The 26,861-nt window shown below is 37.4% G+C and carries 14 protein-coding genes; all 14 read right to left on the minus strand.

Features of this window, described 5'->3' with window-relative positions; genetic code table 11:
- Positions 1–44 precede the first annotated feature (44 nt).
- The 14 genes from FND99_RS14520 to FND99_RS14585 all read right to left on the minus strand — a co-directional run bounded on the left by FND99_RS14520 (position 45) and on the right by FND99_RS14585 (position 26,802).
- Complete coding sequence (locus FND99_RS14520; protein WP_144338666.1) at positions 45–1,091, minus strand: hypothetical protein; 1,047 nt, start codon at positions 1,089–1,091, stop codon at positions 45–47.
- 176 nt (positions 1,092–1,267) lie between these two features.
- On the minus strand, positions 1,268–6,331 hold the full coding sequence (locus FND99_RS14525) for a chondroitinase family polysaccharide lyase (RefSeq protein WP_144338667.1): 5,064 nt from the start codon (positions 6,329–6,331) through the stop codon (positions 1,268–1,270).
- Positions 6,332–6,616: 285 nt separating this feature from the next.
- Positions 6,617–7,747 carry a DUF4861 family protein gene (locus FND99_RS14530; RefSeq protein ID WP_144338668.1) on the minus strand — a complete coding sequence of 377 codons (1,131 nt, stop codon included), beginning with the start codon at positions 7,745–7,747 and terminating at the stop codon, positions 6,617–6,619.
- Positions 7,748–7,832: 85 nt separating this feature from the next.
- Positions 7,833–8,621 carry a gluconate 5-dehydrogenase gene (locus FND99_RS14535; protein ID WP_144338669.1) on the minus strand — a complete coding sequence of 263 codons (789 nt, stop codon included), beginning with the start codon at positions 8,619–8,621 and terminating at the stop codon, positions 7,833–7,835.
- 26 nt (positions 8,622–8,647) lie between these two features.
- On the minus strand, positions 8,648–10,126 hold the full coding sequence (locus FND99_RS14540) for a sulfatase family protein (protein ID WP_144338670.1): 1,479 nt from the start codon (positions 10,124–10,126) through the stop codon (positions 8,648–8,650).
- Positions 10,127–10,132: 6 nt separating this feature from the next.
- On the minus strand, positions 10,133–12,604 hold the full coding sequence (locus tag FND99_RS14545) for a polysaccharide lyase family 8 super-sandwich domain-containing protein (RefSeq protein ID WP_144338671.1): 2,472 nt from the start codon (positions 12,602–12,604) through the stop codon (positions 10,133–10,135).
- A 35-nt stretch (positions 12,605–12,639) separates the two neighbouring features.
- Positions 12,640–13,752 carry a glycoside hydrolase family protein gene (locus FND99_RS14550; RefSeq protein WP_144338672.1) on the minus strand — a complete coding sequence of 371 codons (1,113 nt, stop codon included), beginning with the start codon at positions 13,750–13,752 and terminating at the stop codon, positions 12,640–12,642.
- 54 nt (positions 13,753–13,806) lie between these two features.
- Positions 13,807–16,314 (minus strand): beta-galactosidase, encoded by a 2,508-nt coding sequence (locus tag FND99_RS14555; protein WP_162615560.1) that lies wholly within the window; start codon positions 16,312–16,314, stop codon positions 13,807–13,809.
- A gap of 54 nt (positions 16,315–16,368) precedes the next feature.
- Complete coding sequence (locus FND99_RS14560) at positions 16,369–17,346, minus strand: alpha/beta hydrolase (protein ID WP_144338674.1); 978 nt, start codon at positions 17,344–17,346, stop codon at positions 16,369–16,371.
- A gap of 39 nt (positions 17,347–17,385) precedes the next feature.
- Positions 17,386–18,822 carry a sialate O-acetylesterase gene (locus FND99_RS14565; protein WP_144338675.1) on the minus strand — a complete coding sequence of 479 codons (1,437 nt, stop codon included), beginning with the start codon at positions 18,820–18,822 and terminating at the stop codon, positions 17,386–17,388.
- 42 nt (positions 18,823–18,864) lie between these two features.
- On the minus strand, positions 18,865–20,463 hold the full coding sequence (locus FND99_RS14570; protein WP_144338676.1) for a DUF4955 domain-containing protein: 1,599 nt from the start codon (positions 20,461–20,463) through the stop codon (positions 18,865–18,867).
- Positions 20,464–20,668: 205 nt separating this feature from the next.
- Entirely contained in the window at positions 20,669–21,790 is a 1,122-nt protein-coding gene (locus FND99_RS14575) for a glycoside hydrolase family 88 protein (RefSeq protein WP_144338677.1), read from the minus strand.
- 110 nt (positions 21,791–21,900) lie between these two features.
- Positions 21,901–23,598 carry a RagB/SusD family nutrient uptake outer membrane protein gene (locus tag FND99_RS14580; protein WP_144338678.1) on the minus strand — a complete coding sequence of 566 codons (1,698 nt, stop codon included), beginning with the start codon at positions 23,596–23,598 and terminating at the stop codon, positions 21,901–21,903.
- 21 nt (positions 23,599–23,619) lie between these two features.
- Entirely contained in the window at positions 23,620–26,802 is a 3,183-nt protein-coding gene (locus tag FND99_RS14585) for a SusC/RagA family TonB-linked outer membrane protein (protein WP_144338679.1), read from the minus strand.
- Between the last annotated feature and the right edge of the window lie 59 nt (positions 26,803–26,861).

Genomic DNA, 26,861 nt, shown 5'->3' on the forward strand with positions numbered 1-26,861 from the left:
AGTACATTACAGCTATGTTATGTCATCAACTGTGTATTGATGTCCTACTGAAAATCTGCAGGCTTATAATAATTTTGTATCGTTGCAATAAACAATACTCCATTAAAGAATTGCGTGTTAATCCTTGACATAACAGGACTGATTCCTGTACTGACATTATTTATTGTTTTTGGATACGTCATATTTGAATCATGATTAAAGCCCACACAGTGACCTATTTCATGCGCTGTGATATCTCCGGCATCTATTTTTATATAGTCATGCAAAATATGTTCGGCATAGCCAAGAGTGGAACCGCCGCCTAGACCAGACACGTTAGTACATTTGCCGCAGTCAAAACGAGGATGAATAAGAATGTCATTATAGACTTGCTCTTTCTCGGCCATGGTCAATGCTGTTTTTCCATCATTTCCGATAATTTCCTCATTTAAAAAAGCTTGTTTGAATTGATCTGATACAAAGACGATTCCCATATTGAGCATAAGCCCTGAAAAACGGCGTATATCTTTGGCTTTTAAAGGTTCCCAATTATTATTAGGATCGTTATTAGGGTCATAATCATAGTAATGGATTGTCCATTTCAAGGCTTTCAGCTTTTTAAGCTTTAGTAAGATTTCGCTGTCGCCTGTAAAATCAAAAGAAATCTTTGTTGGATCTATTCCAGTTGTTTTATATTGTGATAAATCAACTTTTTTGTTATCTGTATCTAGGAAAAGATTGGTTCCATCCACAAAAGGATACTTCATGGTTTGTGTCGCATGAGCTCTAATCTTTTTTATCTTGAAAAGCTGCACTTGTTTGCCTTCAATAGTGGCTAATATGGTTGCATTCTCAATATCACAAGGAGCAAAATTTGAAACTTCTATATTTTTTGCATCAACCGCTTTTACTCTGATGATTTGCGCAATACTGTAGGTTCTCGCCTCCGAAGTCATTACTGCTATTGGTTCGTTGTCCTGAAACATCAAGGATGAATTTTGGTCGGTATCGAAAGAAACAGTTTTCGGATTAATAGTTTCCTCTTGTTTATCTTCATTACAGGCAGTAAAAACTTCAAAAACAATAAGCAGTACAAAAATTCTTTTTATCATAATTATTCTATTTTAGTAGATAGGGTAAAATTCTATTTTAAAATCATCTTTAAAAACGCTCTATTGTCATATACATTGTTGCTAAATAAATAGCCATAAAATAACAATTAAAGATATTCAAATAATACATAAAAAGAGGCCACCATTATTTTATAGACGGCCTCTTTATTTTTTATTTATTGCTTAACAATCGTTCCTCTAATCGTCTCAATACCATTCTGTATAACTAAAATGTAACTTCCTGAAGATAAATCGCTGCAGAAAACATTTTGTGGCATCGAAGTGAAATTGACTTGACGAAGCTTGTTTCCAATAATATTATAAATAGAAATTGTGGCAGTCGGATCTAGCATTGAAGAAATACTGACATTAAAGCTGTCATGTACAGGGTTCGGATAAATAGTGAATTTACCCAAATCTAGAGTTTCATTGCTTGTCGCTTTTCTAGATAAAGAGGTGCAAGAACCAAGCTTGTCTCCATGATTCAAGTGTGCTTGAACTGCCGACGGTGCTAGGCAGATAACATTATTGTTATGGCAAATCTGTACTTTATCATTTTTATTTCCACATCTTACATCAAGAGTATCCACTGCAATTGAAGATGTAGTTTGACATCCTCCTGCGTAGGTAGCTACAACAGTATAAGTACCCGCTTCTGAAACAGAAATCGATGGCGTTTGAGCGCCTGTATTCCAAGAATAAGTGCAATCTTGATTTCCTTGCACCATTGCATTAAGAGTAAGTGATGTTGGTCCATAACCAATGTAAATGGTATTTGCATCGTCTACAGCAGGATTCATTGCATACACATCTGGAATAGACAACTGTACTGAAGGACATATTACATTTACAGTAACAGCTGTAGAAGTAGTTGCAGCTCCATCATTATCGGTGGCTTTTGCGGTTAATATGTAAGAGCCTAAAGCAACATTGTTCCAATCAAAGCTGAATGGGGCCGTAGTTGCTTCTCCTAATTTATTAATTCCTTCGAAAAATTCAACTTTGCTCACACTGCCGTCAACATCTGTTGCATCGGTTGTAATGGTAATATTGCCAAGAGCATTGTAGTTTGCATTTGCCAAAGGCGAAGTAATAAATACAGTTGGTTCTGTATTGACTCTCAATATTTGCTCTATCGATGTGGCTGCATCATAAATGTTATTGCCTTCCTGTGAAGCTTTAATAGTAGTACTTCCTTTTCCAACAATAGTTACTGTGCTTCCGCTAATGGTAGCCACATCAATATTTGAACTTGTAAAGCTAACCGGTAAATTTGATGAAGCCGCAGCAGTCAGATCAAAGTTAGTATCTCCGATTGCTTTTGTGGGCATCGCGTCAAAAGTAATAGTTTGTGTGGCTGGATTCACAGTTAATGTTTGTTCTACCGCCTCGGCAATACTATAAATGTCATCACCGTCCTGTTTTGCCGTAATTGTACTTGTACCTTTACCAACAATCGTCACGGTGTTTCCACTGATTGTGGCCACTTCAGGATTGGAACTAGTGTAGCTAACTGGCAAACCCGAAGAAGCTGTAGCCGTTAAATCAAATGCTGCATCGGTGGCTATTTTAGCAGGGATGACCTCAAATCCAATTGTTTGCGGAGTTAAAACACGGTTTAATGTTATTTCTACCGGTAATCCATCCACAACGGTGAATTGGATTGTAGTTTCTCCATTTGCCGAGCCTGTTATACTGGCTCTAGTGTTGGGCTGGGAAATTTGCCAGTTGGTTCCTTTTATTTTGATGTTTATCTGCTTTTCCACAGACGGAGTATTTGCTCTGTAAGTAAATCCAATATCGGGATTGTTTATCGCCAGTTTTAGGCTTTTCTGAGCCGAATCATATTGCGACATTACCAAACAAGGATAATCTGCACCAGTCAATTGCCCTGTATTATTTATTCCTGAAAGCGCACTGAAAAATGCATATCCAAATATGGAATTTGAAGTCGCAGTAGGTTTGTACTCCACGATATGTGCCACTTCGTCTTTACGGTGTACCATATAAGGTTTATTTCCGGTATCAATCTGACTGCCCAAAGCACTCATATCTGCTGCAGTAGCTTTTGGCATACAAACATACTCGTAACCTTTGTTTGACGGTGCCGTTCCGTGATCGATATAACCAATGGCATAGTTTCCTATTGGATTATTGGAAATATTTTGTGCCGACCACAACTGATCATGTTGTGGTGTTTGCTGGTCTGCTTTTGTCAGCTTGATAGTTCCGCTTCCTGCAAACACATAAAAACCGGTGTTGAAATTGTCTATAATCCAGTGGTTAGCTGTGCCATCATAAGAGTTGGCATAAGATCCTGTCGACAATACATTACTATCAACATTTACCACTTCCTTGCCTGCAATGGCTTTACGCTGATATAAGGTAGTCAATGTGGTATTCGTGGTATCATTGTTGCCGATACCTGAACCCAAACAAATCAACATATTGTCGAATGTAAACACGGATTTCTTGAACGTAAATGTGTTGTTATGACTTTCCGGTCCATAAACAGTTCCAAATCCTAGGCCTGTCTTTTCTTGAAAATCCATGGCAAACAATCCGTAGGTTCCCTGATTTGCTTTTAGATAAGCGCCATTTTTATTTATAAAACTTAAAGATCCTACAAATCTTTTTTGTTGTAGTTCGTCAACACGGTCTTTTTCAGCGTGAAGCTTATCCCAAGGAAGTCGTATAACGGTGGTTCCCGGGACAAAATTCCAATCTCGGGTCGTTACATCATAACCATTTTCGGTCAGGTTGTCTCCAGCATAAACGATATCAACGGCACCATAACTTTGATAACGACCAAAACGATTAGCTGTACCACTAGAAGGGCCAAATATCTCTGTACCAAACATATTGTCGCTGAATCCTTTGCAAGTGGCTACCCAATTATCCTTGCGGTAAATGCCTGCCATACTGTGATTGAACTGAAAATAGCCTTCGTTAAAAGAAGCTGCAGTACTATTTCCGAAAGGTCCATAACCGCCCCATACACGATTGTAATAGGTAGCCATAACTGGATCTGAGGCGCCTGTTCCCATTATACTTCCTCCTCCTACTGCCATATTACGGAAAGAAAATTTGCTTATGGTTGAATTGAGTTCTTGAGGTTTTCTTCCTCCCATAGCTATTGATCTGGTGGTTTTGTCATTACCAAACATAAGCTGCGTCATAATCGCATCTCTCAGTCTAAGATATGATTCGGTATTTACCTGGAAAGAAGTTTGTTGCAAATAATAAATAATATCAGCACCCGAATTGAGATCATAACCCGTATAAGACGGATAACTGGCCCAATGGTGAAATCCTGAACCATCCGGTTTAATACCATCAAGGGTTCCTGGCGAATAGCTTAGAAATTTATCCATTTGGCGTTTGAAGGCAGTCATATAACGATAACGCTCATCGGCAGAATCAATCCATTTTACATAACCCAGCGTAACAGGCAATATATTCCCCAAATCGTCTAAATCGTATCCTACGGCAGTATTTACTTCATTAGGTTCCCACATATAGTCAAAAGTATTTTGTTGATTCAACAAATTCTCAAATAAACTTTTTACATAAAAATTATCTTTAATACGAGGAATTAATATTGCGGACTTCCCGAAATCATCATAAGAATACCCATTACCATCTGGACTCATTAATCCTTTACACATACGATCTGATGCTAACCATACCGTATTGAGGGCTTTGGTATATATATTATTAGTATCTTCAGGATGAAACTTGAGGTATTGGGCAAAAGTTTTTAAATACGAAAGCTGGTCAAAACTGGTAACAGCTGTCGTTGAGCTGATAGTATATCCGTCTACCGTAATACCAAGTGCATTATAGCTGGCAATCGCTGAATTAAGTGTAGTCGCTGATGGCTCAGTAGTACCTAGATAATTATCTGAAAAACGCTGTAAAATGGATTCTATTTCAGCATTAATAGTTGAATTTGATGCAACCAATGGCAGGTCAGGATTCATCGTCAACGAACAAGCCGGTGGCGGAGGTGTCGGAGCCGGTGTTGTAAGTAGCTGATATTTCAGAGCATTTCCCGTATACGTAACATTACCTGTATAACCGGTTGCGCTTTGAATGGTGCCAAAGCTTCCCGAAACGGTTCCTGGTGATGTTGTTTGCGCAAAAGTGAGAAAAGGCTGAGTTGAAGTAGTATAGGCATTGATAAAGTCAACCTTTAATGTTGTCGATGTCCCTATACTAATAGTTCCCGTCGCGTTTAATTGATCGTAAGCAGTAATTGCTGTAGGTCCTCCCGCCTGTACACGCATAGTACCACTGTTGGCTAATGTAAAATTACCGTTTACCTGTAGAGTTCTAGTAGCTTTATCGCCGGAAGTAGTTCCAAAATTCAATGTATTTACCGTAAGATTCCCATTAACAGTAACAGGTCCGGCCGCTGTCGCCAAGTACTCGCTGTTAACATTAAGTTCATTAAGAACTGCAGCCGCAGGATCAAAAGTAACTACTGTAGCTGCAGTATTCGGAAGCGTTGCACTAGTTCCCGAAATGGTAAGTTTTGAATTGACATTCCCTTTTATTAATCGGGTGCTGGTATTTCCCTGTTTGATGGTAGATGCCTGCAGGTTATACCCGGCAAGATCTAATGTTACAGTTGTCGCGTTGAAAACAAGCGGACTGTAGAATTTGCAATTTCCTGCCAATGAACGGCTGGTGCCCAATAATAAACCAACACTGATACTGTTGTTAGAGATAACACCAGTAGAAAGTTGGGTCAGGTTAATTGTTTTGTTAGCTCCTCCCAGGTAAATCCCTCTGGTACTGTTACTATCATGAATCGCTGTACTTCCTGTAATATCACCATTTGCGTTAAAAAAATTACTGCCGGAGACTGCTTGTATTGTTTTTATGGTTCCATTCCAGGTTAAAAGCCCATTAATGGTAAATGCCGAAGCAGTAGCATTATTTTTATGAAAAACTGTCCCTCCTGCATTAATATTTAGAGCAGCAATGGTCATGGATGTTGCTGTAATAGTAGCCGTACCTCCATTCAAAATAATTAGATTATCAGTTGCTAAAATAGCAACAGTAGCCAGGCCAGTCGTTCCATCTGGATTGGTAGTCCAGTTAGCGTTAACCGCACCTGAGTTTCCTGCAAGTGTTGCATTAGCAGATGCGGTATAATAATCGGTTGCAAAAGCATGAGGTATGAAGCTGTAAAATAACAGCAACATAAAAACAACGTGTAGTTTTGTTTTCATAATTTTTGGTTGGTTAAAGTTTAGTTTGTTTACGATTACGAAATCGTTTTCATAAATAAAATGATTTCAAATTTATTTTTATAAAAGATTATAAGAGAGGATGTTCTTCCTTTTTAAGAGTAAAATCCTCCTTTTTCACGTGATTGCTGAGTTTTAAGATACTTACTAATCATTTTACAAAATTTTGCAAACCCTTTTTTTCCATCCCAACTATTTTTATTAAACCAAAAAAGCTGCAAAAAATTCAAAGATTTTTTTGCAGCTTTTTCTATGATAACTATTGTTCTATTTTACGCTTACCAATAACGGTTTTTTCAATTCCTCAGAAAAATTATCCAAATACTCAAACCATTGTGCCGAATTTGTAATTATACCCGCCTTATCCCAAACTGCTCCGGTGTAATACACTATTGGTTCGTTATTTTTTGTTTCTGTTATGGCCAATAACTGATTATTTTCTACCAGCATTTTCTTAACTGGAGTACTCAAAATACTTCCTACACCGGTTGTCCCGTCCTTCCCATGAACAGGCTCCCAATAGCCTAAAATACCTTGCTGTTCGTTTAATGAAACTATACCGTTTTCTGGTCTTTTGCTGATTCCAACAGCAACTGGCAATGGTTTGCTGTCTGAGTAGGTATAAACATTTTCTATTCGGTTAAGTTGTGAACCAGCATCCAGTGAAATGGTTTTGGTACAGGAAACTTTAATGCCAGCTGCATCCCAAGTGTCATATTCTAATTTGAAAGTAGAGCGCAACGGACCATTATCCAGTAATTTCCATCTATGGTAGTTGCCCGAATAATAAACGCTGTCTTTGATATACGGTGCCATACTTCCAGCTCCTAATGTGAATCCTACTTTGTAATAATCCAGTCCGTTTCCATGATCTACGTGATACTCTCCTAATTTATAACGCTCATTAATGACCATGTTATCGGTACGTTTTACCCAAACGTCCAAGCCATAAGCATCGTCTCTCGTTTTTTCAAGAGCTTTCCCATAAGCCCTGAAAGCTATTCTGTCATTTTCCCATGCGAAATCATCCATTCTTTCCGGAACATAACGCGCATAGGTTTTGGTTGGAAATGCTATTGGCTTTCCTTTTTGTATCGAAAGAAGAGCTGTTCCTTTGGCTTTTACATTTACCTGTACCAATAAATTTTGAATCGCAGGAAGTCCTTTATGTTCCAACTGACACGGAATTTGTTTTTTAGTTGCTGAATTAATCACCACAAAATTTGACGTATCGATTTGAGGAAAACGAGACAAGATTGTTTCCCATTTAACTGAAACGACAGCTTCTTTTCTATCTAAATCAGAATTGTTTTGTACTTCAATACTTATTTTTGTTTGGGACAAAAGCAGTAATGGCAAAAAAAGAAATAATAAACTGAGGTATTTGGTGAATTTCATATATGTAATAGTTTGTTTGATGTTAAAAAAAATCTGCTGATACTGTTTTTTTTTAAACAATATCAGCAGAAAAAATTTTAATCATTTATTCATTTGATGGTTTTCCAATGGTAGCTAGGATTCCACCATCAACATACAGGATATGACCATTCACAAAATCACTTGCTTTTGAAGACAAGAAAATGGCAGCTCCCTGTAAATCTTCAGGATCTCCCCAACGATTTGCCGGTGTTCTGCTTATGATAAACTCATTGAATGGGTGCCCGTCTACTCTAATTGGAGCTGTCTGGCTGGTTGCAAAATACCCGGGACCTATTCCGTTTGTCTGAATATTAAATTTAGCCCATTCGGTTGCCATATTTTTGGTAAGCATTTTCAAGCCTCCTTTTGCGGCAGCGTATGCACTGACTGAATCTCTGCCCAATTCGCTCATCATCGAACAAATATTGATTATTTTTCCACCTCCACGTTTAATCATTCCTTTGGCAACGTTTTTGGAAACAATAAAAGGACTGATTAAATCTACATTGATTACTGCTGCAAAATCTTTCACTTCCATTTCAATGATTGGAGTTCTTTTGATGATTCCTGCATTATTGATCAAAATATCGATTGGCGCTACGTCGGCTTCGATTTTATTTATAGCTGCAATTACAGCTGCTTCATCGGTCACGTCAAATACATATCCGTAGGCTTCAATCCCATCTGCCTTATATTCTGCTATCGCCTTGTCTATGTTTTCCTGCGAAAGATCGTTTACCACAATTTTTGCTCCGGCATGCCCCAATCCTTTAGCCATTGCCATTCCCAGGCCATGAACTCCTCCTGTAATAAGAGCTGTTTTCCCTGTTAAATCAAATAAGTTAATTGACATTTTTTAAATTTTATAGTTAGTAATTATTATTTTTCTAAAACAAAACCGTCTTTTGTTTTTTCAAGCCACTTTATCAAAGAAGGCTGTAATTTTTTCACAATCGGCAAATCCGGATTATAGATATTTTTCAATTCAAAAGGATCTGCCTTCAAATCGTACAATACATATTCTCCCTTCCCTTTTTTTCTGACATAGGCCAATTTATAATCGGCTGTACGAATTCCTCTGAAACCTGTATTTATACTTACATTGTTGCTGGAAATGGCCCCTAGAATATATTGCTCAGCTGGCTTTTCGCCCTTCCCTTCAAGATAGTATTGGGCATAACTTTTTCCATCTAAATCTTTTGGGGTTTTGTCTTTCATTCCCATTAGTTCCAATAGTGTAGGATAAATATCAGGGAGACTTCCTAAAAAAGTATTGTCGATTCCTGGCAGAATATGACCTTTCCAGTAAACGATAAACGGAATTCGCAGCGACTCTTCATAAATGTTGTTTTTTGATACTTCAGAATGTTTTCCCAAACAGTTTCCGTGATCTGCCATGATTATCACAATGGTATTTTCATTCAGTTTTTGATCCTTTAAACCTTGCAATATTCGTCCAATTTGCTCGTCAACGCCAGTTATATTGGCATAATAATAACGAACATCTTTTCGGTATTGATCACCTTGTTCTGTTCCTTCGGCCGGAATATTTGGATCTTTTACCAAATCTTTCAAAGGAATATCTTTGTAGAGATTATAATATTTTTCAGGAACTGTCTGGTATTCCGAATGTGGCGGATTCATGGAAACCACTAATGAAAAAGGGGCTCCATTTTTACGAATTTTGTCATTTTCATTTTTCAAGAAAGACAACGCTTTATCAGCTTCATGTATTGGTCCCCATTGATTCACATATTTAAAATCGGCTCTTTTGTCGTTGGTATCCCAATACATCGGTTTGTCATGTTCATCGTAGGTTCCATAAGCATACCAATAGTCAAAACCGTGCCTTCTGTCCGGAGAAGTCCATTCGTTCCAAGCTACTTTTTCGGTATTATTTGATGTTGGGACATAGGGTTTGTACGGAGAATCCAAATGCCATTTTCCTATATAGCCATTAAAATATCCGTTTTGCTTCAAAATATCAGACCAACAAACAGCATCCTTTTGCAATTCGACACCAAACGGAGCCGAATTGGAATTCACATTGCTGTACACATGGTTTTTTATCGGATATTGACCCGTCATCAGCATGGCTCTTGCCGGAGAACAAACCGGATAGTTGCTCACCATTTGTGTAAGCACCAAACTTTCTTTGGCAAATTTGTCTACATTAGGAGTCTTAACAGGTTCTTTTCCTTCAAAACCCAGGGCCTGCCCTCTCCATTGATCGGCAAGAATAATCAACAAGTTGGGAGGTGTTTCAGATTTAGTTTTATTTTGGGCAACTGCTGAAATCGCTGCTAGCCAAAATAAAAGAAAAAACCTGGAAGAAATATTTTGTTTTATACACTTCATGTTTTATCAAAGGTTTAGTTTCTGAGTTACCGGTTTGCCTGACAATTTCCCTTGTGGCAATTCAAATACAAATGATTTATTATTGAAGGTTACTGTGATTTGTTTCAAATCTTTATTCATTTGCGGATCTTGAACCGAAATTACATTTTCCTTACCTTTCACTTCTATTTGCACAATACAAGGATTGGATACCGAAATACGAACTCCTTGTTGATTTAATTGAGTATTTCCATCATAAAACACAACTTGTATCAAATTACTGTCCAACGATTTAACCGCTTGTATTGAAGTATCATTTTGCAACACAACAAATGGAAGCGCAGCTGTCGGATTGTCTTTTCCGCAATACACAACATAGCCGTAAGTGTCATTTTTTACCTCACGGCCGTGATCGATCCAAAGTCTCAGGATATCTACACTGGCAGGTAAATCTTTTACCGTTTTGTTTTGAATATTCATTTTTAGCCAGTCGGCTGATTTTGTTTCACAGGTATAATAGGCCTTTTTACTGTATTGTGGTAAAACAGTGTAAGCGAATTTATCCTGTTGTTTTATCCAGACAGGCTGACCTTTATCAAAAAAGGACTGAACTCCAGATTTCACTTTTTGCCATGACCCATTTTCAAATACTACTACATCATTCTCTTTTGCAGTTTGATCAATGGTTGTACGAATAGTGCCTTCCAACTCAGGTCGAAGATTGTTTACGCCTGCGCCCAAAGCAATAAGATAATCGCCCTGCATGAAATAAGCCTTATGTACTTGTACGCCATAAATACATTCGTTTTCATTTTTATTAGTTCCTTTATCATTCACATCATCCCTGTCTGAGGCATTCTCTTTTTCAAAAACAAAACCGGCCACTGCATTTTCGCCTCCTGAAGTAGCACTTCCGGAAAAATTAAATTTACTATTATACCCTCTCCAGTTTGTAACTGGTTTGATTTTTTCCATTCCTTCCCGGGCAGTCACACCTGGAGAAGCGGTAACATCCCAGCCACCATATATTTTTCGGTATTCGGTTCCGTTACGTTGAAAAAACGTCATACCATCATCGTTAAAAAAGTTATAGCAATCGGCAAAATTGGTAGCACTTTCAATTCCATCACATCGATTCGAAGCCATGTTCACCATAATATGATAATCAGCGTTCTTCTTCATCAGGTCGTCATTATTAAAAAACCATCTCGTGCCACTATAAATACCGTTATCAAACTGAGACATATTTATGGCTTTGTCATTGGCCTCCTGTATAAACTGCTCTATTTCTTTTTGTTCCGAATCCGTAAAAGAAGTTTTCCAGTCTTTCATCAAACTTTTGGCAAGTCCGAGTGAAGGAATCGTGCCACTTCCTCTTCCATAAACCGATGAATAACGGTCCAGGCATGGAAGTTCATTTCCTTTATAATGGTACCAGTTTCCGCCCCTGAAAAAATTGATTAAAGTTTCTTTATTTTCCTGCGTTAGTTTCTTCTCCCAGGGTGAGTCTTTCAACATCACCAACATGTTCAAAGCATTGTTTCCTCCATCAATTGGATAACCCCAGATCAAACTTTGTTTGCCATGCCCCCAACCTGCACCATCGGCCGTAAATCCTTCTATCCAGAACGATTCATTATAGGTGGTTTGGGAAGTCTGACTGATTCCACGCTGGCATAATTCCGACAATAAATCAATCATAGGAATCGACTTGTACATAAATGCTGTTGGTAATAAAGAACGATACGCCAAAGCATTGCCTCCTACCCACCAAACATGATTTCGAAACCGTTCTATCTGCACTACATTATTATCAGTTGCGTCGTTGCGGAATGGCTGTGTCCAGCATTGCAAAGCCAATTCTTTCAACATCACACAAGCATCATTTTGCAATGTGTTTTTGCTCCTGCCGGCTTCTACTTCATCCATTTGTTTCAGCAACGAAAAATAAATATTCACTGCAGCTGTCGGAATAAGAAAACAAGAGGCATGAAATCTGTGTGCTTGATTGTTGCGGCCTGTTTCGAGATTGCCATAGTAAATGATGGCTTTGTAGAATTTGTCAACCAATACCTCTTTTTCCTTCATTTCACCAAGACGGTAAGCATCTGCCATTTTCCAAAGACGGTTAATTGCTTCTGATACCACTTTTGCGACTTCATCACTTTGAGGTGTATATTTCGATTGTAACATCTTTTCGTCGACGATCTTTGTTTCCTGTTGTGCTAAATCAGTAAAATGTCCATCCGGTCCAAGCAAGGCAAGACATTCTTTGCTCGTCTTTTTCATTTCACCTGACAGTTGATTATAACGATAAGGAGTCGTATTGAAACCTTTACGGTACTCTTGGATGGATGCTTCTTTTTTATCATCCTTGACTGATTTAGCTTGTGTGGAATATTTTACATAGTTGTCATATGCCACTTTACGCTCGGCTTCTTGTGCGTGACTACACAGGACTGTACTGATTGCGCATAAAACAAAAAATAGTTTTTTCATATTATATTTATGTCTTGTTATAATTATTTTTCTATCTATTTTTTAAAAGGCACAACAACATTCCATGAATGCGTTCCATATTCAAAACCACCCGGGCCATCCATAGTAGCAAAAAAGAAGTAGGCCGGTTTACCGTTTTCAAAAAAGATAAAAGGTCTTTCTAATTGTCCCATCGTTTCTGTACTACCATCATTGTAATGAAGTGTTCTCGAATAAGCTTTAGGCGAAGCGGCAACTGTCCAATGAATGGCATCTTTTGAATCAGCTAATACTCCTGCGCCTTTCTCTCCGGTATATTTGGCTACGTGATCTTTGAAAACTACATGATATCCTTTTTTATCCTTCCAAAAGAAAGGATCTTCAATTTCGGCTTGTCCGAGTCCGCCCAATACAGGCTGACCGTTGTTCAACACTTCAAACTTATCGTAAATACTTTTGGCACGAGCCATTCCAAAACACATGCCCGAATACTTGTCATTACCCACATAACTACGGGCTTTAAACATCAACAGCACTGATCCGTCCTCTTCAATAATCGGACTTGGATTAGAAGTCAGGAAACTATAAAAAGTATCTGGTTTTGTATCCAGTACAGGCTCATCAAAACGTTTCCATGGACCATAAGGCGAATCGGCAATAGCTACTCCCACCCGTTTATTGCTTCGGCCTACAATGCACCATTTACTGCTCAGTGTAAAATCCTTTTTATTTGGTTCTTCAAACGGATGCGTAGAGCCCATATAGTACATCACATATTTGTTTTTGTATCTGAATATACGTGGGTTATGAGTAGAACGTCCATCCCAGTATTGTGCACCACGGGCTGGCAAAGCGACATCAGAAAAAGTGTAAGGCCCTTCGGGTCTATCAGACACCGCATGTACAACTTCTGAAGCTATCATCCAACCCGGATGAAACAATATATTATCAGGCCAACGGGAAGCAAACATGTGGTATTTCTTGTCATCGCCTTTTACGACAGAACTGCACCATACCCAATACCCTTTCATCGAAAACGCAGGTGTTCTATATGCTTCTCCCAACTGGGTAAAAATTGGGTTGGAAGTATCTGTTTTTTGTGCCGAACTTAACTGGATATTTACAAACACAATTAAAAAAGCACAAATTGATGCCAATCTATTTTTCATTTTTTTTTGTTTTATTTTGACAAACATCCATTAAGTCAAATTGTTAGCTGCACTTTATCTCTTCTTTCCAATCGAGACCTTATATCTGTAAACGGGAACAATATCCATTTTATTCACTTTAGCCTTCAACTGATCGTCCAATGTTTTTTCTAAACTGCCCCAATAAACATCGAATTGCTTTTCTACAGGCAATACCTGAATTAATATAGGATCAGTTGTATTCTTTGATATGTAATTCAATCTAAACTTGCAAATACCATTATAATTGAACTGGTCATAAACTAATTTATTATCCTGATACATAGTCATATAATCACCATCGTAATTTACAGCCACTTCCCAATCAACCACACCAGCAGTTTGCTTACAGCTGTAAGTCGATTGATACAATTGCTGATTTGGCAATGAATGAAATGTCGCTTTGTATAAAGCCCCAGGCTGCAACGGTTTGAATTCTTTTGATTTTTTGAATGCCGTTAACATCGAGTCTTTAAATTTTTGGGCTGCTTCAATATTAGTATCAACGAATGGCATAAAATTTACAGCAGGTTTGTTGACAATGGAAGGATTCAACATAAATGAGCCCAACAAATTATCAGTATTAATTTGCTTGCAGCTTATATCTTTTGAAATTGATTTAAGCACTATATCAGAACTTGGATATGCTTTAACCTCAATCTTACCGTCTTTACTGGCAATTTCAAAACTCAATTGATGGTCTGATTCCTCTCTTAACAAAGCTTCGGTAAAAATCAATGCTTCTTGTTTATTACCGTAATTAATTTTGTATGCCTGTAAAGCCTGTTCTCTGGTAACAACAAGTACTTTAACCAATTCGCCATTTTTACTTGTTACTTCAAAATAAAAATTACCTTCTTGTTTATCACTGGTTACAATTCCGTCTTTTTCATTCCAAACACAGCCTTTCAGAGCGCTTACTTTTTTAATGGTCGTATTATCAAAAACCATTTCCGGATTGATGGCATCTCTAAAAAAAACAAACGTTTTTGTTTCACCATTATTTAAACTAGAAAGTGGCTGTACGGTAGCATATTTCAACAATACGCTTTGCATATCCAGCTTATAAGGCCAGACTACATAATGGTTGGCAGGAAAAGTAATGGGCTTTGCCGGAACCGTTTCCGTTGCTGTCCCATCATTTATACTCAATTGAAAATCTTTAATTTCTGGCAATGAAACCAGTCTTTGGTAGTTCGAAAGAAAGATAAAACCTTTGCCGTTTTTTGAACGAACAGAAGACTGTACTGTATCTTTTGAAACCATTGAACGTTTTAATTTAGCAGGGAAATAAGGTCGTGTTTCTGCTAGTCTATCGCCATAATCCTTTACGAAAAGATTCATTAATTTTAATTCAGAAAAAGATGGCGCCGGTATTCCCATAGCGCCTAACGGAGCCTGAAAATCGTAATTAAGCAACGGCATATCGTTAGGATAATTTGACACCCTTGATTCCTGAAAACCGTAGTCATTTGCCCAATCAAGAGGAGTAAAACCTCCATGAAACATAAAATACCCAAAACCGTTCAAACCTGCCGCTAATTTTGTAAAAATATTGGCTGCTACATCAGCAGCAGATACATCTACACGTCTGTGATAGGTTTTCTGCATACCAGATCCCAATTCGGCAGAGATTAATGGATAATTATTGCGAACTTTTGCATCAACTTTACCCAACAAATCACTTCCTATGTCATCATCGGCTTTCAGTGGCTTAATGAAATACACTCCCTTAATAAACGGTTTGGTGGTTGTGTTCCAAGGACTATCTGGATAACTGCCAAGGCTATAGAAAAATTCATCCTGATTATCAGGACCCGGAGCAAAACCACTATAATAAGGAACATCCATTCCATCAGCAATTGCCATATTTTTCAATGTTTTCATATGCTGGTACTCAGGGTCATTTTTAAAATTCATCTCATTTTCCAGTTGAATTCCAATAATTGGTCCGCCTTGCCTGAAATAAAGTCCCTCGCATTGTTTTGCTATTTGTTTATAATATGAAGCCGAATAACGCAAGTATTCCGGATCGTCTGTTCGTAGTTTTATGTTTTTGTTCATCAGCCAGTCCGGGAAACCTCCATTCTTAATTTCGGCATGTACCCACGGGCCTATTCGTATCCATGCAAGCATTCCGTGTTTTTTGCACAATGCCAAAAACCTGTTGAGGTTATTATTTCCATTCCAATCATAAACACCTTCTTTGGTTTCATGAAAAATCCAAATAATATAGGAACTGATTACCTCGACGCCTCCTGCCTTCATGGCAATAATTTCCTGTTCCCATTGATCAGCCTTGTACCTTTCAAAATTAAATTCTCCCATAACAGGAAACCAAGGTCTCCCATTACGCAATAGGTAATTACCCGTATAACCCAAACTTTCACCATTTGGTCTCACACTAGTTCCTCTTTTAATATCCGGGGTTACTACTGCGGCATTATTGCTTTTGATCTTTATATCATATTGCAAACGATTTTGTGCTTGCATGCCCACACAAGAAATATAAATTATACATAAAAGAAAAAAAAGTCTTTTCATTTTATCATTTTTGGTTTTGAATCTCCTTTTTATTGTCATTGAATCGTATCGATTTTATTCTTTTTTCAAATTGACTGTGGCTTCTGTTGTAGTTTTAATCAAATCATTTTCAGCTAACCATTTTTCGCAGGCATTTGGCCAATTTTTATTGGTTCCCGCAATTCCTAAACCAAAACCATGTCCGCCATTTTCATACAAATGCATCTCGACCGAAACTTTATTTTGCTTTAATGCCAAATAATAATTGATGCTGTTTTCAACCGGCACCGATTTGTCGTCGGTAGCATGCATTAAAAATGTTTTGGGTGTGTTTTTGTTAACCATTTTTTCATTCGAATATTGGGCTACCATTTCACTGCTGGCATTTTTTCCTAAAAGGTTTTCTTTTGACCCACGGTGCGTAATTCCGTCTTCCATAGAAATTACCGGATAAAGCAAAATAGAGAAATCGGGACGTGCGCTGGTTTTATCTTTAGATTCATACACTTTATCGTTGTAATGTGTGGACAAAGTAGAAGCCAAATGTCCTCCTGCAGAAAACCCCAGGACACCAATTTTGGAGACATCAAGATTCCATTGGTCAGCATTTCTGCGTAAAGTTCTTATCGCTTCCTGAGCATCCTGCAACGGACCGATCGTTTTGTTTTTCATAATGCTGTCACTTGGAAGCCTGTACTTCAAAACAAAAGCCGAAACCCCAATAGACTGAAGCCATTTGGCAACATCATCGCCTTCTTTTTCATGCGACAAAAGAGCATAACCTCCGCCAGGACAAATAATAACCGCTGTGTTTTTAGCTCCTTTGTTATCTGCTAAAAATATTTTCAGAGTAGGTTCCGTAACTTTTCTGATTCCCGTAATATTTCCCGAGTCATCTATTCTCGGCTCTTCTTTATAACGTTTAGAAGCTATAGCATCCGGGACTTTATCCCATAATTTTATTTCTTTGCTTTGCGAAAAAGAAGAAATACTCATTCCGAAGAATAAAATTAATGCAGACGTTTTTTGAGATGAAATAATTGATTCGGTCATAAAATTTGGTTTTGAAAATATATTTTTTCAATTAGACAATTATTCCCAATCATCAGTTCTAAAACTGCTGGCTGGAAATCCTTCGGTGTTGAACAAATCGCCAATCACAAAATCTTTAAAGGCGTACCTCACCGCTACAGGATTAGGAACCTCTTGCGATGATACAGTTAAAACCCCTTTTGTAATTACTGCTTTTGCCGGATGAAAAATTTTATCTTCTCCCGCAATTTCAAAATTGCTCAGAGGCTTACCATAAGAAGTAAAACCGTTGGGCGTATTGCTGAATTGGACAGTAGCCACATTTCCTGCAAAACTTACCGATTCATAAATTGGTGAAGCGTAAGGAAATCCCTTTAAAGCATAGGTTTTGGCAAGTGCCATATACGCCAGACGTTTTCCAACCGTTTCCTTATCCCAAGGATGAATGAAAATTTCATTACCAATATCCAATGTAACCACCATACCGCTGTTTGGGATTACTGCCAATGCTTTCCTTTGGGCATCTCTCAAATAAGCAGAATTCAGCTTTGGATCAGATTCGATAGGTTTGTTTTTGTACGGAGCAATCTGCACATAGTAAAACGGAAGATTCTCATTATTTGATTTTGTTCTCAGCATTTTTACAAAAGCAGGAAACAAAGTTTCGTATTGTTTTGGGCGATTATAATTGGTTTCTCCCTGATACCAGATACAGCCTTTAATAGTGTAGCCAAGAACAGGATGCAACATCGCATTATAAACTGCAGTAGCATTTTTATTGTCAATTTTTTGTGAGGCATCGGTTTTAGATGGAAACGAGTTAACATCAGGGAATGGTTTCAATGCTTCTTCATCCATAAAGCCTTCTACGGGAGTACCACCATAACTGCTGCACACCAGACCAATTGGCACTTTTAACTTAGCATACAATAATCTCCCAAAATAATAGGCAGTAGCGCTGAAGTTGGTAACCGATTCTGGTTCAGCTTCATTCCAAATAGCCTTATTAGAATCATCCTGAACCTCTCTCTCAACTGCTTTTGGAACGGTGTACAACCTGATTTTGTCATTGGCCGAATTAAAAATCGCATCGCCTGAACCAAGAATAGGCTGATCTTTGAAGCCCTTCATTGGCATTTCCATATTACTTTGTCCGCTGCAAAGCCAAACCTCTCCAATCAAGACATTTTTGATCGTAATGCTATTGTTGTGTTCACTTATTTTTATTTCAAAAGGACCGCCTGCTGCAGGAGTATCAACATTTGCTCTCCACTTTCCGTTGGAATCTGCTGTAACTGTAATCTTCTTTTTATTCCACGATGTAACAAGACTAACTTGAACTCCAGCTGTACTCCAACCCCAAATCAAAGGATGCGATTGTTGCTGCAGCACCATATTATCCGAAAATAAATAAGGAAGTTTGATGGCACTAAAAGCTGTACTCCCGAAAAAAGTAAAGCAAATTAGGCAAATAATTAGTTGTTTTTCAAGTTTCATGATTTTGATTATTCTTTAAATTAGTCTGTTAGTTTAAACATTTTAAAAGGTGCCAGATTTACTTGTTTCCTTAATCCATTTGGGTAATTTTCCCAATCTTAATTTTAATTGTGCTTCGTATAATGAAGCCGGTTCAACTGGTTTACCAATAGATTCAGATTGTCCTAATTGTTCCAATTTAAAAGAAGTTCCTTTGCTTGTAAACCCTACAATTATGGGATTCGGAATTCTCCACCATTCAGATACTGCCGAGGACGGCCAAAATTCAAAATCCTTAACAGGTTCGTTGGTTTGTTTGTAATTCCAAAGAACCAAGCCTTGCATATGGTTGGGCATATTTTCTTTTGCACCGCCACCACGGCCATTCATTAAACCGCCTTCTACACCATCTAGCAATGTATTTCTGGGTTGACTCGAATGCGACTCAAAACTTGTAGTTGCAGGATAAGTACATTCCCAAATTACAGTATTCATAGTTCCACCAGTAGTTCCAAAAGAATGCCATTGTGAAGCTTCATCAACGCATTTAGCAATCAATACATTAGTAGAACCTCCGGAGCTTATCGCTTCATGTCCCGCATTGCCATTTACTAAACAATTCAAAACAGTAACATTGGCACTTAGTGAAATTGTTGCCGCAACACTGCAATCCGTAAAACGGCAATTTTTCATCCATGAATTTGTTGTTCTTTGAATTCGAAGCATCGTATAGCCGCTATCATCTTTCCAGGAACGGTGGTGTACAAATTTTTCTTTCCAGTTCCCTACAAATGCAATATCTTCTATTCCAACCTCTTCACTATTGGAGAATTTATAAACTTCCCATTTATATTTTGGGTCAATCTTATATGAAATTGGCGCATTTAGTGTAAGTACTTCATTTTTTATATTTTTTATCTGATAAAAAACTTTGACACTTATTCCTTTTTCTATAAGGTTAGTCCATTCAGGTTCTGCCTTATTGTTTTTTAATTCAGCTGCTATTAGAGCTTTGTTATTATCTAATAATTTTAGTGCAATCCAATCTCCTGTTTGCAGACCTTCAGTTGTATTTACCTGAATTGTCAAATCACCAATAGAAGCTGCCTCAGTAACCTGACCTATTTTTTTATCAGAACCAGAGCTGGTAAAAACAAATAATGGCGGAACAGTCCACATTTGAGAAGGATTTGCCGGCTGAAGATTGTTTTTCATGTACAACTCCGTTCCTTCAGGACCAGAACCGCTTCCTCTGAAAATAATATGCCCTTTTTTTGAAATAATAGAATTGGTCGCATCTCCCTCTTCATTAACCAAAAATCTTCCTTTTGGAAAAAAAACAATTCCCGAACCATTTTTATTAGCGGCATCAATAGCCAATTGGATCGCAACTTTGTCTGAGATAGTATCATTAGGTTTTGCACCAAAAGAAGTAACATCAAAAATTTTATAATTAGTTACGGTAGGGATTTCTTTTTCTCCCTGATGATAACCAACATACGAGAAATCAGGCAATATGCTTTTGTCTTTCTTATACTCTTTAAATATTTTGGCTTCTTGTTGGGCAAAAACCACTGTTATGGCAAACAGATTCAAAAGAAGAATTAATCCCTTCTGAATCTGTTTTTTATTGCAGTTGTGTCTTGTTGTCGATGCTGTCATGATCTCAATATTTTGCCTTTAATGAATCTGTTTTATTAAAAAATAGTACTGAATTGTTGAGTAATAATCAGTAAAAAACACACAGAAAAACACAATTACAGTTTATTTTTAATAGTAAGAAGTGTTTGTTGTAGTCTGACAAAAAAGCCTTTATAAACTAAATAACTGTGTTTCTATGTGTTGTATTTAGAAATCTCCCCAAAAATTATAAATACCATTTTTGATAACGCAATAATGCTTCCAGAAAATAATAGTCAGCATAGGTAAGCGGAACGTCTATTTCACCGTTATGCGGAATCGAACCTACGCTGTGCATCAGCAAATAACCTCCATTCTTTCCTAATTCGGCTCTATATTTCGGACTAGATAATGATGTCAAAATCGTTTTGGCAACATCAACATAATTCTGCTTTTCTTTCCCCGAAGTATATTGTCCCAATTCCAAAAGTGCTGATGCATAAATCGAAGCTGCCGATGCATCGCGCAAAGCATTCGGAATATTTGGCGCATCAAAATCCCAGTACGGAATCTTATCAGCTGGTAAATGAGGATTGTTCAGTATAAATTTAGCAATTTCCTGCGCTTGTTTTAAATAAACAGGATTTTTGGTAAAACGGTACATCATGGTGTAACCGTACAATGCCCATCCCTGTCCCCTGCTCCATGCGCTGGAATCAGCATATCCCTGAGCTGTAACTTTCTTAAGCACTTCTCCCGTCTTTAAATCATAGTCAAGCACATGATAACTGCTGTAATCAGGCCTGAAATGATTTTTAATCGTCGTGTTGGCGTGAGTTTCTGCAATATTGGCAAAACTTTTGTCGGCACTGTGTTGGCTCGACCATTCCAGCATTTCCAGATTCATCATGTTGTCAATGATAACCGGGCCTACAAAACCATTTTTTTTATTTCTCAATCCATCATCGCTGACTTCCCATGACTGAATTACTCTGGCATCTGGGCGGTATCTTGTTGCTAATGATTTAGATGATTGAAGAATCACTTTTTTGTATGCTGAATCTTTTGTCAATCGATAAGCGTTCCCAAAACTGCAAAACATCATAAAACCTAAATCATGGTTTTTGGTATAATATTTTACCGTGTCTAATAGGGCAAGTCTTTTTTTGGCTTCATTTAAGATCAGTGGCTTTTTGGTATATTCATAAATATACAAAAGCGTACCCGGATAAAAGCCACTACACCACCAGTATGCATCAGAACTGATATTTCGATTCCCTTCGAATGTTTTGGGCATAGAATCTGATGGTGTGGCTTTCTCCAAAAATTGATATTGCTTCTCGGCAAAAACAAAATTATCGTGGATCATTTTTTTTATTTCAAAATGATCCGTTTTATTATCTTTCTGAGCAAATATTGATAAGCTGCAGAAAGATAATAGTATCGGAAAGTATTTAATATTTTTCAATTAATCGAATTTTACCAACCTGGGTTGTTTTCTGTTATTAATTTATTCGACAGTATTTCTATAGAAGGAATAGGAAATAATAGGTTTCTATTAGTAACATTAATTCCTGCTGTCTTCCCATATCTCTGATCGCCTATAGATAAGGGGCCCGAAACAGAAGGAGCTGCAGCCATTTCTGCCCCTACAGAATTCATTGTGCTGACAAATTTATTCCAGCGAATCAGGTCATAGCGGCGTAATCCTTCAAAACACAATTCACGCATACGCTCATCTTCAATAGCTTGTTGAAAAGTAGCCTTATTAAGTCCTGTAAAATCTGCTAACAAACTTGGTATACCAACTGGCAGTCCGTAACCTCTGCGACGCACTTGATTGATTGCTTCATAAGCTGCTGCAGTTGGTCCATTTACCTGATTTTCAGCTTCTGCAAACATCAATAGGACATCTGAATATCTCAAGACAGGAAAATTGATTCCGGTTTGGTTTTTATCTTTAGGACTAAGCAATTCATATTCTCTTCTCCATTTTGCAACATCTCTACCAAATTGAACCGTTTTTGCAATGGCTGTTTTAGTAGCAACATTTGTTGTATTGTTTATAGTCCATGTGTACGTAGTCAGATTCCAATCACGTCTTAAATCTTTTCCTGTAGCATCATACTTATTAAATAAGCGAGATGTTCCTTTTACAAATCCGTAACAATATCCTATACTGTTATATAAAGGAGAATTGGCTGCTGATGGTGTCATCGTAATACCTATTTGGCTTCCTAAACCTCCCAGGTCAAAATAGCCATCGGCACGATTTCCTTTAAATTCAACTTCCCACATACATTCCTTTGTATTATAAGCTTCTCTCGCAGCATTTATAAATATTTGACGGTAAGCATTATTAGAATTTGCGGGAATAGACGGTATTGTTTCGTTAAAGCTATTATAAGCAGCATCTGTGCTATAAGTTATATTTAGAGCATGTTCACCTGAGTCGATTACTTTTTTGGACCAGCTTAAAGATTCCGCATACTTTGAAGCATCATTTAATGGATATCCAGCCATTTGCAAACATACTCTGGCAAGAATTCCTTGTACGACCGTTTTTGAAACACGACTTGGGTAACCAATAGCCGATGAAGTACCTACTTTTGCTTCAGCCTCTTTCATATCTTTCAATATTTGAGCATAAACCTGAGCAGTTGGCGTTCTGGCTATTTGAACTCCATTAGGACTCGTAGTTGGAGTCAGTCTTACGGGCACATCTCCAAATCTGGTAACCAGCATAAAATAATAGTATCCTCTTAGAAACAAGGCCTCACCTAATATTTGCTGGCGTTTGTCTTCATCCATTTTTGGCAAATCTATATGCGCAATTAAATCATTGGCTCTGTTAATTCCGGTATATAGATCTGTCCATAAACCTGCTATATTGGCATTGGTCGGATCAAAATTATAAACCTGTACACCTGTAGTCTGGGCAGAACGCGCATAATAGCCTTCATCAGAACCTACTTCATTGATCACATTGATATTATTTCCATAAAGGTTGACAGAACCTAAAGGGTCATAAACCCCAGCTAAAACCTGAGTTAAACCGGCTTCATCTGTATAATATTGTTCTGCGCCAATTTTATCGATTGGCTCTTCATTTAAAAAATCTTCACAAGAGCTGGTAAACATTGCTACCATTCCTAATAATATATATATCTTTTTCATTTTGAAACTAATTTAATGTTGTTAAAATGTAATATTGGTACCAAGAGCAAAAGTACGTGCACGAGGATAAGCAGAAAAATCGAATCCAGGTGTTAACACTGATCTATAAGTATTTACCTCAGGATCTGGACCCGTATATTTCGTCCAGGTTGCTAAATTTTGTCCTGAAACAAAGAATCGCAATGATTTTAAGTGCCATTTAGCTACCAATTTTGAATCGACATTGTAACCCAGGGCAACTGTCTTCAATCTTAAATAAGAACCATCTTCAACATATCTTGATGAATATCCTCCACCGAAAAACCCTTTTGGACGGAAAACATCAGAATCCTGATTGGTTTGTGACCAACGATTTTCATAAACTGCCATTTGGTTGAAGTTTCCTAAACCATTTGCATTTCCGTCAAACAAAATACGATTGGCATTCAATAGATCATTACCATATGACCATTGGAAGAAAATATTCAAATCAAAACCTTTGTAAGTGAAGTTATTACTGAAACCACCTGTGTTTTTTGGCAAACCATTTCCAATTGTAGTATAATCTTTAGCATTTACAACTCCATCGCCATTTTGATCTACATATTTAATATCTCCAGGCTGAATAGCGGCAACTGTATTTCCGTTTGTCGCAATTCCTGTTTTTAATTTATAAGGATCTGCTGTTGTACCGCTGCCTGTAAAATCAGATATTTGGTAAACACCAGCCCATTGGTATCCATAAATTTGTCCTAAAGGCTCACCTACTTTTGCGATATATGCGCTTGTAGTTCTCCAATTTGTATCCCAGTTAACAACACTTTCCATTGTATTTTGGCCTTCGCCTAAGGCAATCAATTTACTTTTGTTAAAAGCAATATTGGCACTTGAAGTCCAGGTAAAATCTTTTGTAACGATATTTCTGGTTGTTAATGTCAATTCCAAACCTTTATTCTCTACGCTTCCGATATTTTTGAATGCTGTAGCAAACCCTGTATTAGGAGGAAGTTGTGTATTCAACAATAAATCTTTAGTTGTTTTTTTATACACATCTGCATTGAAAATGATTCTTTGGTTAAAGAAGCCTAAATCAATTCCTGCATCAATTTGCTCTGTAGTTTCCCATTTCAAATCAGAGTTTCCAAGTTTTTGAGGTATAACTCCAGGAACGTATTGGTTATTAAAAGTGTATGTATTAACTATTGGATTAAAATAGTAAGTAAGATAATCATATGCCCCTACACGATTATTTCCCGTTTGTCCATAACTGGCGCGCAGTTTACCATCAGATATTGTTTTGCTGTTTTTTAGGAAATTTTCTTCCTTAAATTTCCAGGCAACTGCTCCCGATGGAAAATACCCCCAGTGATTTTGTGAAGGAAATTTAGATGATCCATCAGCTCTGAATGAGGCTGTAATCATATATTTAGAGCCGTAGTTATAATTTACTCTCGTTAAAAACGAAGCCATTGTCCATTCAGAATTGGTAGGATCTATCCTTACAGGAACTCCTTGCCCAAATCCATCAAACATCAAAGCCTCATTAGGCAATTGAGTTTCACCGTAACCATGAGTCCAGTCTTTTCTTTGTTGAGCTGTAAACCCTCCCAGAACAGTAAATTTTGATTGACCATACGTTTTATCCCAAGTTAAAGTATTTTCATTCAGCCAGTTGCTATAATTGGTATCTGTAATTTTTCCCTGAACTCCACCCACGCTTCCTGGACGTCCTTTAGACGTTTTTGTATTGTAGAATTCACTTCTTTCTAATCTGCTTTCATTAATGCCAAAAGTGGATCTCAATTTAAAATTTTTAGCAAATGAATACTCAACATAACCATTTATACCAAAATTCTTTGTCTTACTTACATCATAAGTATTCTGAAGATTAATCACAGGATTGATTCTGTAATCACTTGATGCGTTCATATCCGGGTCTTGAAATGAATCTTCCAAATCAAATGTTTCAGAAGGAACAGGTCGCATTCCCCAAATTGAAGTCATTAGATTGGTAGTTGCACCATTTTCTCCTCTTGTTGGATCTTGTCCGGTTTGTTCCAGGAAACTGTAATTTGAATTAACACCTACTTTTAAATTATCAGTAATATTATAATCAAGGTTTACACGTCCCTGGTATCTTTTATAATTCGAGTTTAACAAAATACCATCCTGATCAACTGCCGAAACAGAAGTTGCATATTTCAATTTTTTAGTTCCTCCCCTTACGGCAAAATCATTACTGCTGTACAAAGCGGTACGGCTTGTCAGGTCTTGCCAATCAATTCCTTTTACTGTTTTGTAATAGTCAAGAGTTCTTCCAGGCTTAGTAAGATAGATCTCGGTTGGTGTTTGTGGCGAACCAACAGCCGAAGTAGGAAGAGGGTTAAAATCCAATTGGTATTTTACATATTCATAAGGATCCATTAAATCCATTTTATTCAACATATCCTGAACACCGGTGGTGCTGTTAAAAGTAAATACGGGCTTACCTTCTTTACCTCTTTTGGTTTGGATTACGATAACTCCATTCGCTCCTCTTGCACCATAAATAGCTGTAGCTGAAGCATCTTTTAAAATATCAATAGATTCAATATCAGCAGGATTGATTACGTTATTATTAGGATCCTCAATCAGGAAGCCATCAATAACATACAATGGGCTGTTAGCCTGAGTAACCGAGTTGTTGCCTCGAATTACGATATCAACTCCAGAACCTGGTCTGCCATCTGCCGAAGTTACCTGCACCCCCGCAACACGACCTGCCAATGCATCATCGAAAGAACGAACAGGAGCTTTATTGATGTCTGGCATTGATACACTTGAAACAGAACCTGTCAGATCTTTTCTTTTTACGCTTCCATATCCAATAACTACAATTTCATCAAGAGTACTGGTTGCGGATTTTAAACTAACATTTAGAGCCTTTTTATCACCAACAGTAACAGCTGCAGTTTCAAAACCTATATATGTAAAAACCAATTGATCTTTTGATTCAGCTTTAATGCTGTATTGTCCGGTATAATCAGTTAAAGCGGCATCTTTTGTTCCTTTCACACTTACAGTTACTCCGGGAAGAGGATCTTTATTCTCATCAACTACAGTTCCCGATATTAATTTCTTTTCCTGTGCCTGTGCAAAAAATGGAATAATGATCAAAAAAATACCAACAAATAAATGTCTAAAAACCTTCTGAGAAGGCTGGTATTTTAAATTCAATTTTTTCATAATTCTTAAATTTAGTTTGGTTAAATGTTAGTTTAGTTTTTGTTTCCGTTTTCAATTAA

Source organism: Flavobacterium daemonense (assembly GCF_007341385.1).
Classification (GTDB): domain Bacteria; phylum Bacteroidota; class Bacteroidia; order Flavobacteriales; family Flavobacteriaceae; genus Flavobacterium; species Flavobacterium daemonense.

Bases quoted from the DNA above. Each gene is read 5' to 3' on its own strand.
- FND99_RS14520 (WP_144338666.1), bottom strand. From the start codon at position 1,091: ATGATAAAAAGAATTTTTGTACTGCTTATTGTTTTTGAAGTTTTTACT.
- FND99_RS14525 (WP_144338667.1), bottom strand. From the start codon at position 6,331: ATGAAAACAAAACTACACGTTGTTTTTATGTTGCTGTTATTTTACAGC.
- FND99_RS14530 (WP_144338668.1), bottom strand. From the start codon at position 7,747: ATGAAATTCACCAAATACCTCAGTTTATTATTTCTTTTTTTGCCATTA.
- FND99_RS14535 (WP_144338669.1), bottom strand. From the start codon at position 8,621: ATGTCAATTAACTTATTTGATTTAACAGGGAAAACAGCTCTTATTACA.
- FND99_RS14540 (WP_144338670.1), bottom strand. From the start codon at position 10,126: ATGAAGTGTATAAAACAAAATATTTCTTCCAGGTTTTTTCTTTTATTT.
- FND99_RS14545 (WP_144338671.1), bottom strand. From the start codon at position 12,604: ATGAAAAAACTATTTTTTGTTTTATGCGCAATCAGTACAGTCCTGTGT.
- FND99_RS14550 (WP_144338672.1), bottom strand. From the start codon at position 13,752: ATGAAAAATAGATTGGCATCAATTTGTGCTTTTTTAATTGTGTTTGTA.
- FND99_RS14555 (WP_162615560.1), bottom strand. From the start codon at position 16,314: ATGAAAAGACTTTTTTTTCTTTTATGTATAATTTATATTTCTTGTGTG.
- FND99_RS14560 (WP_144338674.1), bottom strand. From the start codon at position 17,346: ATGACCGAATCAATTATTTCATCTCAAAAAACGTCTGCATTAATTTTA.
- FND99_RS14565 (WP_144338675.1), bottom strand. From the start codon at position 18,822: ATGAAACTTGAAAAACAACTAATTATTTGCCTAATTTGCTTTACTTTT.
- FND99_RS14570 (WP_144338676.1), bottom strand. From the start codon at position 20,463: ATGACAGCATCGACAACAAGACACAACTGCAATAAAAAACAGATTCAG.
- FND99_RS14575 (WP_144338677.1), bottom strand. From the start codon at position 21,790: ATGATCCACGATAATTTTGTTTTTGCCGAGAAGCAATATCAATTTTTG.
- FND99_RS14580 (WP_144338678.1), bottom strand. From the start codon at position 23,598: ATGAAAAAGATATATATATTATTAGGAATGGTAGCAATGTTTACCAGC.
- FND99_RS14585 (WP_144338679.1), bottom strand. From the start codon at position 26,802: ATGAAAAAATTGAATTTAAAATACCAGCCTTCTCAGAAGGTTTTTAGA.